Origin of the sequence: Ralstonia edaphi, from assembly GCF_958350185.1 — a bacterium.
GTDB lineage: Bacteria > Pseudomonadota > Gammaproteobacteria > Burkholderiales > Burkholderiaceae > Ralstonia > Ralstonia edaphi.
The window spans coordinates 613936-626649 of the sequence record NZ_CATWHI010000003.1; the positions used below are offsets into that span (position 1 = coordinate 613936).

General features: G+C 64.9%; 11 protein-coding genes. 5 read left to right on the forward strand and 6 right to left on the reverse strand.

Features of this window, described 5'->3' with window-relative positions; genetic code table 11:
- Positions 1-23 precede the first annotated feature (23 nt).
- Positions 24-1688, forward strand: coding sequence for a membrane protein insertase YidC (gene yidC, locus R2669_RS13335; protein ID WP_147213436.1), 1665 nt, complete (start codon positions 24-26; stop codon positions 1686-1688).
- Positions 1689-1763: 75 nt separating this feature from the next.
- Here the strand turns inward: yidC and R2669_RS13340 are convergent, their stop codons facing one another.
- Positions 1764-2162, reverse strand: a complete 399-nt coding sequence (locus tag R2669_RS13340) for a VOC family protein (RefSeq protein WP_316900552.1) — start codon at positions 2160-2162, stop codon at positions 1764-1766.
- Between the two features lie 59 nt (positions 2163-2221).
- Between R2669_RS13340 and mnmE the strand changes: the two genes are divergently transcribed.
- Genes mnmE through R2669_RS13355 form a run of 3 tightly spaced genes read left to right on the forward strand, consistent with a single transcriptional unit; the run spans position 2222 to position 4391 of the window.
- Positions 2222-3667 carry a tRNA uridine-5-carboxymethylaminomethyl(34) synthesis GTPase MnmE gene (mnmE, locus tag R2669_RS13345; RefSeq protein WP_316900554.1) on the forward strand — a complete coding sequence of 482 codons (1446 nt, stop codon included), beginning with the start codon at positions 2222-2224 and terminating at the stop codon, positions 3665-3667.
- Between the two features lie 7 nt (positions 3668-3674).
- Positions 3675-4064 carry an NUDIX hydrolase gene (locus R2669_RS13350; RefSeq protein WP_316900556.1) on the forward strand — a complete coding sequence of 130 codons (390 nt, stop codon included), beginning with the start codon at positions 3675-3677 and terminating at the stop codon, positions 4062-4064.
- Positions 4065-4067: 3 nt separating this feature from the next.
- Positions 4068-4391 (forward strand): low molecular weight protein tyrosine phosphatase family protein, encoded by a 324-nt coding sequence (locus tag R2669_RS13355; protein ID WP_147213439.1) that lies wholly within the window; start codon positions 4068-4070, stop codon positions 4389-4391.
- Positions 4392-4406: 15 nt separating this feature from the next.
- Here R2669_RS13355 and R2669_RS13360 read toward each other — a convergent pair whose 3' ends face one another.
- On the reverse strand, positions 4407-4658 hold the full coding sequence (locus tag R2669_RS13360) for a hypothetical protein (protein WP_147213440.1): 252 nt from the start codon (positions 4656-4658) through the stop codon (positions 4407-4409).
- Positions 4659-4997: 339 nt separating this feature from the next.
- On the reverse strand, positions 4998-5210 hold the full coding sequence (gene rpsU / locus R2669_RS13365) for a 30S ribosomal protein S21 (protein WP_003262970.1): 213 nt from the start codon (positions 5208-5210) through the stop codon (positions 4998-5000).
- A 246-nt stretch (positions 5211-5456) separates the two neighbouring features.
- On the opposite strand from rpsU, the gene R2669_RS13370 reads away from it, so the two are divergent.
- A complete protein-coding gene (locus tag R2669_RS13370) occupies positions 5457-6548 on the forward strand; it encodes a DNA topoisomerase IB (protein WP_147213441.1) in 1092 nt (363 codons plus the stop codon).
- Between the two features lie 33 nt (positions 6549-6581).
- Here R2669_RS13370 and R2669_RS13375 read toward each other — a convergent pair whose 3' ends face one another.
- The 3 genes from R2669_RS13375 to R2669_RS13385 are packed head-to-tail and all read right to left on the reverse strand — an operon-like array spanning position 6582 to position 12568.
- Entirely contained in the window at positions 6582-8126 is a 1545-nt protein-coding gene (locus tag R2669_RS13375) for an efflux transporter outer membrane subunit (protein WP_316875164.1), read from the reverse strand.
- Positions 8127-8128: 2 nt separating this feature from the next.
- Positions 8129-11281, reverse strand: coding sequence for an efflux RND transporter permease subunit (locus R2669_RS13380; protein WP_316900558.1), 3153 nt, complete (start codon positions 11279-11281; stop codon positions 8129-8131).
- A gap of 15 nt (positions 11282-11296) precedes the next feature.
- Positions 11297-12568 carry an efflux RND transporter periplasmic adaptor subunit gene (locus R2669_RS13385; protein ID WP_316900561.1) on the reverse strand — a complete coding sequence of 424 codons (1272 nt, stop codon included), beginning with the start codon at positions 12566-12568 and terminating at the stop codon, positions 11297-11299.
- Positions 12569-12714: the final 146 nt, after the last annotated feature.

Sequence of the window (12714 nt, forward strand, 5' to 3'; positions counted from 1 at the left end):
ACCTTCCCAGACCGTAATCCGACATGGATATCAAACGCACCATTCTCTGGGTGATCTTCTCGCTGGCGGTTGTCCTGCTGTTCGACAACTGGCAACGCGCGAATGGCCACCAGTCGATGTTCTTCCCGACGCCGCAAACGGCCACGACGACGGCCGCTGCGCCGGGCAGCACGCCCGCAGGCGATGTGCCGAAGAGCGCGTCCACGACGGCAGCCGCCGGGTCGCAAGCTGCCCCGGCCACGGGCGCCGCTTCGCAGGCACCCGCTTCGGAAAAGATCGTCATCTCGACCGACCTGCTGCGCGCCACCATCGACACCGACGGCGCCATCGTCACCAAGCTCGAACTGCTCGATCAGAAAGACCACGACGGCAACCCGATGGTGCTGTTCGACCGCAGCGTCGAGCGCACCTATCTGGCTCGCTCGGGCCTGATCGGCGGCGACTTCCCGAACCACACGACGGTGTTCACGGCATCGGCCGGCCCGCGTGACCTTGGCACGGGCAACGATGTCTCGATCACGCTGACGGCCGACAAGGGCGGCGCCAAGCTGGCCAAGACGTACGTCTTCAAGCGCGGCAGCTACGTGATCGACACGCGCTTCGACGTGACGAACGACGGCACTGCCCCGATCAACCCGACGCTGTACCTGGAACTGGCCCGCGACGGCGGCGCGATCGAGCAGTCGCGCTTCTACAGCACGTTCACCGGCCCCGCCGTGTACACCGACGGCGACAAGTTCCACAAGATCACCTTTGCCGACATCGACAAGGGCAAGGCACAGGTGCCGGCCCCGACCGACAGCGGCTGGGTGGCGATGGTGCAGCACTACTTTGCATCGGCTTGGATTCCCGCAGACAACGTCAAGCGCGAGTACTACGTCAACCGCGTCGACAACAACTTCTACCGCATCGGCATCCAGGAGCCGCTGGGCACCGTGGCGCCGGGCGCCAGCGTGTCGGCCACGGCACGTCTGTTCGCCGGCCCGCAGCAAGCGCGCATGCTTGAAGCCATCACCCCGGGCCTGGACCTGGTGAAGGACTATGGCTGGCTGACCATCGTCGCCAAGCCGCTGTTCTGGCTGCTCGAAAAGATCCACGCGCTGCTGGGCAACTGGGGCTGGTCGATCGTGGCACTCACGGTGCTGATCAAGCTGGTGTTCTTCCCGCTGTCGGCCACGAGCTACCGTTCGATGGCGAAGATGAAGGACCTGCAGCCGCGCATGACGGCCATCCGCGAGCGCCACAAGGGCGATCCGCAGAAGATGAACCAGGAAATGATGACGCTGTACCGCACCGAGAAGGTCAATCCGCTCGGCGGCTGTCTGCCGATCGTGATCCAGATTCCGGTGTTCATGGCGTTGTACTGGGCGCTGCTGTCGTCGGTGGAAATGCGCGGCGCGCCGTGGATCGGCTGGGTGCACGATCTGTCCACGCCCGACCCGTTCTACATCCTGCCGGTGCTGATGGCCGTGTCGATGTTCGTGCAGACCAAGCTGAACCCCACGCCGCCGGACCCGGTGCAGGCCAAGGTGATGATGTTCATGCCGATCGCGTTCTCGGTGATGTTCTTCTTCTTCCCGGCCGGCCTGGTGCTGTACTGGGTGGTGAACAACTGCCTGTCGATCGCGCAGCAATGGTCGATCAACCGCATGCTGGGCACCAACAACAAGGCAGCACCCGCCAAGTAAGGCGAATGCGCTTCAGCAAAAAGGGCACCTTCGGGTGCCCTTTTTTTTCATGCCTGCTAGAAACGCTTCGGCTCCTCAAGCGGATGCGTGGCAAACGGCCTCGATGTTGTGACCGTCGGGGTCACGCACGAACGCACCGTAGTAGTTCGGGTGATAGTGCGCCCGCACGCCGGGTGCTCCATTGTCGGTTCCGCCTGCGGCCATCGCTGCGGCGTAGAACGCCTCCACTTCGGCACGCGTGTCGACGCGAAAGGCCACGTGCACCGGCGGCTTGTTCGGCGCCTGCCCCGCCATCGCCGCCGAAATCCAGAACTCCGCCTTGCCCGGCGGGCCAAAGCCGGCCACGTCGGTGTGGCCCGTAACGGCCGCGGGAAACTCCAGTACCTTGGCCAGGCCAATGGCGCCGAGCGCCTGTTCGTAGAACCGCTTGCTGGCGTCGAAATCGCTGACGACGACGCCGGTGTGATCGATCATCCGAATCTCCTTGGTTGGAAACTGGCGCGCAACTGCGCGGCTGCCGCACAATACCGCCCATGACTGCTGCTGACCACCCCACCGCCTTGCCGAACGCTTCCACCGCGCCACGCGCGCCCATCCTCACGATCCCCATCGCTGCGATTGCGACCGCGCCGGGGCGGGGCGGCATCGGCGTGGTGCGCGTGTCGGGGCCTAATGTGCGCGCCGTCATGCAAGCCGTGTGCGGACGCGTGCTGACGCCGCGCCTGGCAACCTACCTGCCGTTCCTCGACGCCGACGGCAACGCCATCGATCGCGGCATCGCGCTGTGGTTCCCCGCGCCGCATTCGTACACCGGCGAAGACGTGCTCGAGCTGCAGGGCCACGGCGGCCCCGTCGTGATGCAACTGCTGCTGCAGCGCTGCCTGGCCGCCGGCCGCGACATCGGTCTGCGCGTGGCCGAGCCCGGCGAGTTCACGCGCCGCGCCTTCCTCAACGACAAGATGGATCTGGCGCAGGCCGAGGCCGTGGCCGATCTGATCGAAGCCAGCACGGAAGCCGCCGCACGTTCGGCGGCGCGCTCGCTCGATGGCGCGTTCTCGCAGGCGGTGCATGCGCTGGTCGAGCGCGTGATCCATCTGCGCATGCTGGTCGAAGCGACGCTGGATTTTCCCGAGGAGGAAATCGACTTCCTGGAAGCCTCCGACGCGCGCGGTCAACTTGCCGACATTCGTGCCGCCGTTGACGGCGTGCTGGCGCAGGCGCGCCAGGGTGCGCTGCTGCGCGAAGGCCTGCACGTGGTGCTCGCGGGGCAGCCGAACGTCGGCAAGTCGTCGCTGCTCAATGCGCTGGCCGGCGCGGAGCTTGCCATCGTCACGCCCATCGCCGGTACCACGCGCGACAAGGTGCAGCAGACGATCCAGATTGAAGGCATCCCGCTGAACATTGTCGACACGGCGGGCCTGCGCGATACGGAAGACGAAGTCGAGCGCATCGGCATCGAGCGCACGTGGGCCGCCATCGCCCGCGCCGACGTCGTGCTGCATCTGCTGGATGCGGCGGACTATCGGGCCAACGGCCTCTCGCCCGAAGATGCCGCCATCGACGCGCGCATCGCCGAGCACGTGCCCGCCGGCGTGCCGACGCTGCGCGTCATCAACAAGATCGACCTTTCAGGCGTGGCCGTACCGGGCCGCGTGGATGCAGAGCCCCCCGAGGTGTGGCTATCGGCGCGCGACGGCCTTGGCGTCGAACTGCTGCGCGCGGCGTTGCTGGAGATTGCCGGCTGGCAGGGCGGCGGCGAGGGGCTTTACCTCGCCCGCGAGCGCCATCTCGCTGCGCTGCGCACGGCCCGCGAACATCTCGCCACTGCGGCGGAGCACGCGGCACAGCAAGCGCAATCGCTGGATCTGTTTGCCGAGGAGTTGCGGCTTGCGCAGGAGGCGTTGAACAGCATTACGGGGGCGTTTTCGAGTGATGATTTGCTGGGGGTGATTTTTAGTCGGTTCTGCATCGGCAAGTGACGGCCCCATGTCTGCCTACCCCGTCTCCATCAAAGGCGTCCTCCGCGCCCCCACCGGCGATATCGTTCTGCTGCTCAATGAGCGGGAGGAATGGGAGTTGCCCGGCGGCCGCATCGAACTTGGCGAAACGTCCACCGAATGCCTGGTTCGCGAGATCGCCGAAGAGCTGAACCTGCGCGTGGAAGTGGGCGCGTTGATCGACACGTACCTGTTCGAAGTCGTGCCGGGCAAGCATGTGTTCATTGCGACGTATGCGTGCGCGCTGGTCGGCCCGTTCGAGCCGACCGTCAGTCATGAACACAAGCGCCTCGGGCTGTTTGCGCCGGATGCGTTGCCGGTGAATTTGCCGGAGGGCTATCGGGCGTCGATAGCGGCGGCGCTGAAGGCAGCGGCCTAGCCGATGCGTGCGCTCTTCATCTGCAGCCGCAATCGGCTACGCAGCCCGACGGCGGAAGCGGTCTTCGCCAAGTGGCCCAACGTCGAGACCGACTCTGCGGGCTTGGCGCCCGACGCAGACGTACAACTCGACGCCGACCAGCTCGACTGGGCCGAAGTGATTTTTGTCATGGAACGCAGCCACCAGCGACGCCTGTCGCAACGGTTTGACGCGCGGCTGCGCGGCAAGCGCGTCGTGTGTCTGAATATTCCAGACGACTACGTATTCATGCAGCCGGAACTCGTCGCCTTGCTGGAGAAACGAGTCGGGCCGCATTTGCGCGGTTGACTGCCAGGCAGCCGCTCAATCCCGGCCCCACCGCCAGCGCGGCGGCTCGCCCTTCCACCAGCAAACCAGCACCAGCAGCACTGACACGCTCAGGACGTACAACGAAAAACCCAACTGCGTGCGCCCCGGCTGCAGCCCGACGATGCCAGCCGCCAGCAGTACGGCATAAATGGCGAGCACTACCCAGCCCTGCCAACGCGAAGGGAAACCCCATCCCCAGCCGTACCGCTTGGCGGGAAACCAGTACTCGTTGGAATCGGTAGACATCGTTGTTTGGGAAAGCGCGTGCAAAGGATGCCCGCTACTGTACTCCCGCACAGAATCGGCGAAACAAACGCCAACAGCCAGCCGGTCATTTACCGCTGGCGGATGTCGTTTGCAACAGAGAAGGGCGCGCAGGGCGCACCGAAGCGGCGGACAATGGCGCACAGGCCATCAACCGCATCTTGCTAGCTTCTGTATCGGGGAGTGGAGCGTTGGTTGATTCCGGAAAGGCTTCCGGCACGCGCAAGGCGCTACAAACCAAGCTCGGCGGAACGGAGGTCGAATGACTTCACACCGCCAGCGGCAGCACCCGATTGGTGCTACCGAAACAATCGCGCGATCTTAGTAGAGCTTCTTCGGCAGCATTTGCGAACGCAGGCGTTTACGCGTACGCGACACAGCAGCAGCCTTCTTGCGCTTGCGCTCGGTCGTCGGCTTTTCGTAAGCGGTGCGGGCGCGCAGTTCCTTGATCAGGCCAGTGCGCTCGATTTCACGGCGGAAGCGGCGCAGCGCAACTTCGACCGGCTCGTTTTCTTTCAGACGGATGGTGGTCATCGGGTCCCTTGCTCAGTATTCGGGTGGACGGCGAAACAGCGGATTATATACCGCCCAGAGGGCGTGCAGTGTAGTTGAATCTGTTTACCGATGCAAGGCACTTCCGATTGTGGCGGAAAGGCCATTTTCTGCCGCAATTTTGCGTAGATGCGTGGCCTTGATACTACGTCGGGAGCGACTCGCCAGCGGAAGAAGCGAGGAAGGAACGCCGCTTGCTCAACGCGAGCATCTCTCCAGGCCTCTACTGTGGAACGCGTTCCCAAGTCTGCGCCCGCGCCGGTTGCCGCAAGCGCCACCCTTCTCGCCGAAGCGCTGCCCGAACAGCTGCGCTATGTGGACGACACACGCCCGGGCTACACCCGGCGCCGGCTGCGCGGCCAATTCGTCTATTTCGACACGCGCGGCCAACGCATCCGCGATCCGGCGGTCATTGCGCGCATCAACAAGCTGGCGATCCCGCCGGCCTATACCGACGTCTGGATCTGCCCACACGCGGGCGGTCATCTGCAGGCGACGGGGCGTGACGCGCGTGGGCGCAAGCAATATCGCTATCACGCAGAATGGCGCGCCTTTCGCGATGCCGATAAATACGGGCGCCTGCTGGCCTTCGGGGCGGTGCTGCCGCGCGTGCGCGAGGCGATCACGGGCCATTTGGGGGCGCCGGGCCTGTCGCGCGAAAAGATGCTGGCGACGGTGGTCTACCTGCTGGACGTGACGCTGGTGCGCGTGGGCAACGCGACCTATGCGCGCGACAACCGGTCCTATGGGCTCACGACGCTGCGAAATCGGCATGTGGAGGTCCACGGCAACACGGTGCGCTTTCAGTTTCGCGGCAAGAGCGGCGTGGAGCATGACGTGTCGGTATCGGATCCGCGCCTGGCGCGCATCATCCGGCGCTGCGTCGATCTGCCGGGGCAGGAGTTATTCCAGTACATCGACGAAGCTGGCGAGCGCCGTGCGGTGGATTCCTCGGATGTGAATGCGTACTTACAGGAAATTTCGGGCGCGGATTTTACGGCGAAGGACTACCGCACCTGGGCGGGCAGCGTGCTGGCGCTGGACCTGCTGCGCGGGCGACCAGCGACCAATGCCACCGAGGCACGCCGGCAAGTGGTGGAGGCCATTGCCGCAGTCGCTCAACGCCTGGGGAACACGCCGGCCGTCTGCCGCAAGTGCTACGTGCATCCGGCCGTGGTGGACGCATTCCTGGCGGGCGAGCTGGAAGCCCTGCCCCCGGTTCGGGCACGCAAGGGCCTGCGACGCGAAGAGGTGGCCCTGCTTCAATTTCTCGAACGCACCGCCGGCACAAACGGCGCCGGCAAAAAAAAGCCCGCCTGAACAAGGCGGGCTTCCGAGCGAACAGACGCAAACTTACTTCGATTGCTGCGGCGTCATGTCGGGCGTGGCGGGCGCAACGCCTGGCGCAGCCGTCGGCTGAGCCTGCTGTGCGGCCACAGTGGTGCTGTGCTCCTGCAGGCCACCGCCCAGCGCCGTGTACAGATCGATGGCGTTGGTCAGGCGGGCCAGGCGCGTCTGCACCAGCGTCTGGTCAGCGCTGAACAGATCGCGCTGCGCGTCGAGCACATCGAGGAAGCTCGACACGCCGTTACGATAGCGCTGGTCAGACAGCGTCAGGCGATCGGCCGTGGCATCGCGGAAGCGCTTCTGCGCTGCCACCTGATCTTCCAGCGTACCGCGCGCCACGAGGGCGTCGGACACCTCGCGGAAGGCCGTCTGGATCGTCTTCTCGTAATTGGCAACCGCAATCTTCTGGTTGGTCTTGGTCAAGTCCAGATTGAAGATGTTGGTGCCCCAGTTGAAGATCGGCAGCGTCAGGTTCGGCACGAACGACCAAAACCCCGTTCCGCTCTTGAACAGATCATGCAGCGCGCCGCTTGCCGTGCCCACGTTGGACGTCAGCCCGATGCTCGGGAAGAACGCCGCACGCGCCACGCCAATGTTGGCGTTGGCGGCAATCAGCTTCTGCTCGGCCTGGCGGATGTCAGGGCGTTGCTCCAGCAGCTCCGACGGCAGACCCGGCGGAATGTCGGCCACGATCTTCTCCGACGACACCGTGGTCGGCGCAGGAAGATCGGCCGGCAGCGGGGCGCCCACCAGCAGCACGAGGGCGTTGGTCGCCTGGGCATACTGGCGCGTCAGCTGCGCCACCGACACACGCACCGATTCCACCAGCGTCTCGGTCTGACGCAGATCCAGCGCCGACGAGGCGCCTACGTCAAAACGCTGCTTGGCCAGCTTGTAGTAGTCCTCGCGCCCCTTCAGGGTCTGCTGGGCCAGTTCAAGCTGCTCGGCGTACGCGCGCTCGTTCAGGTAAGCCTTGGCCACCTGCGAGATCAGGCTGATCTGCGCGGCACGCCGGCCTTCGTCCGTTGCGAGATAACTCGCACGCGCAGACGACGTGACGTCGCCCACGCTGAACAGGTTCACCTGGTAGTTGCTGATGCCCACGCCAAGCTGGTACTGCTTGGTGTAGATGTCGCCGCCGGTGGTTGAGATCGACGGCGGCGTATGGCTGCGCGTGTACGTGGCAGACGCATTGACCGGCGGCAGCAGGTCAGCGATCTGCAGGCGGTACTGCGCACGCGCGGCCTCGACGTTGAGCATGGCCACGCGCAGGTCGCGGTTGTTCTCAAGCGCCAGGCCGATCAGCTTCTGCAGGCGCGCATCGGGGAAGAACTCGCGCCAGCCCAGTTCGGTCGCGCGGGGCGCGTTCTCGCCGGGCTTGGCGGAGTCTGCCGGCACGGCATAGCCCGCTGGTGCCTGCGGATACGTGCTCGTTATCGGAGCATCCGGGCGCTCATAGGTGGGCGCCAGCGAGCAACCGGACAACACGCCGGCGGCCAGCAGGAGCGCCGGCAGCAGCGCAGGGGTTCGAAAGGTCATCGTTTTCTGCATGTTCAGATTTCCTCGTCCAGCGGACGGTGCGCGGCATCCAGACGGCGTTGACGCTCGCTGCCCTTGAAGACGCGGCGGACCACCACGAAGAACACAGGCACCAGCACCACGGCCAGCACCGTCGCGGTGAACATCCCGCCCATCACGCCGGTACCGATGGCGCGTTGGCTGGCGGAGCTGGCGCCCGTGGCAATCGCCAGCGGCAGCACACCCAGGATGAAGGCGAACGACGTCATGATGATCGGGCGGAACCGCAGGTGCACGGCTTCGAGCGTCGCCTCGATCAGGCCCTTGCCTTGCGCCTGCAAGTCCTTCGCAAACTCGATGATCAGGATTGCGTTCTTGGCGGACAGGCCCACCACCGCAATCAGGCCGACCTTGAAGTACACGTCATCGGGCATTGCGCGCAGCGTCACCCCCAGCAGTGCGCCAAGCACACCCAGCGGCACCACCAGAATCACCGCCGCCGGGATCGACCAGCTTTCATACAGCGCGGCCAGCACCAGGAACACCGCCAGCAGCGACAGCGCATACAGCGCCGGCGCCTGCGAGCCCGAAGCCTTTTCCTGCAGCGACTGGCCCGTCCACTCGTAGCCGATACCGGCCGGCAGCTTGGCGGCCAGGCGCTCCATCTCGGCCATGGCGTCACCCGAGCTGGCACCCGGTGCGGCCGCACCCGACAGGCGAACAGCCGGATAGCCGTTGTAGCGCACGAGCTGCACCGGGCCGACGATCCAATGGCCCTTCGCGAACGTCGACATCGGCACCATGTTGCCCTGCGCGTTGCGCACGTACAGGTTCATGATGTCTTCGGGCTGCATGCGGTTGATCTTGTCCGCTTGCACGATCACACGCTGCTGACGACCGTAGTTCGGGAAGTCGTTGGCGTACGCCGAACCCAGCGCCGTCGACAGCACGGCGTTGATGTCGGTGAACGAGACGCCCAGCGCATTGGCCTTCTCGCGGTCGATATCCACCTGGTACTGCGGCGAATCTTCCAGACCTTCCGGGCGCATGCCGGTGATGATCTTGCTTTGCGCCGCCATCCCCATCAGCTGATTGCGAGCAGCCATCAGCGCGTCGTGGCCCAGGCCCGCGCGGTCCTGCAGACGGAACGTGAAGCCCGTTGCGTTACCCAGTTCCGGAATCGGCGGCGGGTTCAGCGGGAAGACAATCGCATCGCGAATGCCGCCGAACAGCGCACCAAAGGCACGGCCGGCCACGGCATCAGCGGTTTGGTCCTTGCCCTTGCGCTCGCTCCAGTCCTTGAACGGGGTGAAGACGATACCGGCGTTCGGGCCGTTACCCGAGAAGCTGAAGCCCTGCACGGCCACGATGTTCTCGACCGCCTTTTCCTGTTTGTAGTAGTTCTCGACCTGCTTGATCACTTCCAACGTGCGGTTGGCCGATGCCCCCGGCGGCAACTGGATGTTGGTCACGATGTAGCCCTGGTCTTCGGTCGGCAGGAACGAAGACGGCAGGCGCAGGAACAGGAACACCACCGCCGCGATCAGCGCAACATAGATGACCATGTAGCGGAAGGTCTTCTTCAGGATGCGTTCCACGAAGCTCTGATAGCGGTTCGTGGTGGTGCTGAACATGCGGTTGAACCAGCCGAAGAAGCCTTTCTTCTCGTGGTGCGAACCCTTCTCGATCGGCTTGAGCAGCGTCGAGCACAGTGCCGGCGTGAGCGTCAGCGCCATGAGTGCCGAGAAGAAGATCGACGACACCATCGACAGCGAGAACTGGCGATAGATCGCGCCCACCGAGCCCGAGAAGAACGCCATCGGGATGAACACGGCCATCAGCACCAGCGTAATACCGATGATGGCGCCTGTGATCTGGCCCATGGCCTTGCGGGTCGCTTCGCGCGGAGGCAGGCCTTCTTCGGCCATGATCCGCTCGACGTTTTCCACCACCACGATAGCATCGTCAACGAGAATACCGATCGCCAGCACGAGGCCGAACATCGTCAGCACGTTGATGGAGAAACCCATCGCGTTCATGACGGCAAACGCGCCCAGCAGCGAGATCGGCACCACGATCGACGGCACCAGCGTGTAGCGGATGTTCTGCAGGAACAGCAGCATCACCAGGAACACCAGCACCATGGCCTCGAACAGCGTCTTGACCACTTCCTCGATCGAGATCTGGACGAACTTCGAGGTGTCGTACGGCACCTTGTATTCCACGCCGGCCGGGAAGTACTTCGAGAGCTCTTCCAGCTTGGCCTTCACGGCCTTCGCGGTGCCCAGCGCGTTACCCGTAGGCGAGAGCTGCACACCAATGGCCGAAATCGGCTGGCCGTTGATCCGCGCAGACGTCGAGTAGGTCTGGCCGCCGAGTTCCAGGCGCGCCACGTCCTTCACGCGCACGAGTGAGCCGTCCGGCTTGGCGACCAGCACGATGTTGCCGAACTGCTCGGTGGTCGTTAGCTGGCCTTCCACCACGACTGTCGCCGCGAGCGGTTGGTCAGCGACGGACGGCAGATCGCCGATCGTACCGGCCGAGACCAGCGCGTTCTGCGCACGGATGGCGTTGTAGACGTCCGTCGGGGTCAGCTTGTAGCCGACCAGCTTGGCCGGATCGATCCAGACGCGCATCGCGCGTTCCGTACCGAACAGCACCGCCTGACCGACACCCGGCACGCGCTTGATTTCGTTCAGCACGTTGCGCGAGATGTAGTCGCCCAGTGCCACCGGATCCATCTTGCCGTCGGTGGATGCCAGCGTGGCGAACAGCAGGAAGTTCGAGCGCGCCTTGTCGACCTGCACGCCCTGCTGCGTCACCGCAGACGGCAAGCGCGCTTCCACACGCTTCAGGCGGTTCTGCACGTCCACCTGCGCCAGCGCCGGATCGGTACCGGCCTTGAACGTCACGGTGATCTGCGCCTGGCCGTTACCGCCCTGGCTGACCGACTCCATATAGAGCAGGCCGTCCGCACCGTTCATTTCCTGCTCGATGATGCTGGTGACGGATTCGTCCAGCGTCTTCGCATTGGCGCCCGGATACGTTGCCGTGATGATGACGGACGGCGGCGCAATGGTCGGGTACTGCGAGATCGGCAGCTGGGTGATCGAAATCGCCCCGGCAAGAATGATGAACAGCGCGAGCACCCAGGCAAAGACCGGGCGATCGATAAAAAACTTTGCCATGCGATGGCTCCTTGTTTACTGCTTGGCTGCCGGTGCGCTGGCAGCGGGAGTGCTTGCAGCAGGGGCGCTGGCTGCCGGTGCGGGTGCCGCGCCGCTACCCTGGCCGCCCTGACCTTGCGGGGCCTTGCCCTGGCCTGCCTGCATCGGCTGCCACGGCACGGCCTTGACCGGTGCGCCCGGACGAACCTTCTGCAGGCCGTCGACAATCACCTTGTCACCCGCCTTCAGGCCGCTGGAGACGATCCATTCGGTACCGGTCGAGCGGTCGGCCTGGACCTGGCGCACGGCTGCCATGCCCTTTTCGTCGACCACCATGACGGAGGCGCCGTCCGGGCTGCGCGTCACGGCTTGTTGCGGCACCGTGATGGCCTGCTCGTCCACGGCCTGCTCCAGACGGGCACGCACGTACATGCCCGGCAGCAGCGTGCGGTCGGCGTTCGGAACGATCGCGCGCAGCGTGATCGTGCCCGTGGCCGGATCCACCGTCAGGTCCGAGAAGTAGAGCTTGCCCGATTGGGCATAGGCACGGCCGTCTTCCGTCACGAGCGTGACCTTGGCTGCATCGCCACCGGCCTTGGCCAGCTTGCCGTCCTTGAGCGCCTGCTGCAGACGCATCACTTCGGTGCTCGACTGCGTGAAGGTCAGATAGATCGGATCGATCTGCTGCACGGTCGTCAGCAGCGTCGCCTCGCCCTGGCCGACGAGCGCGCCTTCGGTGACCTGCGCCAGACCGGCACGGCCCGAGATGGGCGAAGTCACGCTGGCATAGCCGAGGTTCAACTTGGCGGTTTCGACGGCAGCGCGGGCGGCGGCCACGTCAGCGGTGGCTTGCTTGGCGGCGGCAGTGGCGTCGTCGTAGTCCTGCTTGCTGATGGCGTTGGTGGCAACCAGCGGCTTGTAGCGCTCAGCCTTCAACTGCGCCTGCGTTTGCGTGGCTTCCGAACGCGCAAGCTGTGCCTTGGCGCTGTCCAGCGACGCCTGATACTGCGCCGGATCGATCTGGAACAACTGCTGGCCGGCCTTCACGTCACTGCCTTCAGCGTAGGTACGCTTGAGCACGATGCCCGCGACCCGTGCGCGCACCTGCGCCACACGCGTGGCTTCCAGGCGGCCCGGCAACTCGCTGGTCAGACCAACGGAGTGCGGCTGCACGGTCACAACGCCGACTGCGGTCGGAGGCATGCCGGCGCCGCCCGGCCCTTGTGCCTGCTTGTTGCCGCAGGCTGCAAGTGCCACCACCATGAATGCGGCGGCAGCGAGTTGGTGATAACGGCGGGTGTTCGTCATAGATGACCCCATGTGGCGATAAGCGGAATGCCGGGTGCCGCAACGCCGCGCAAACGAGTGCGACGCCGGCAAGCCGTCAGCGAAACCAAAAAACACAAAACGAAAACGTCCGATGCTAGCTGCATCTCGCGGCATGCGATATGGCC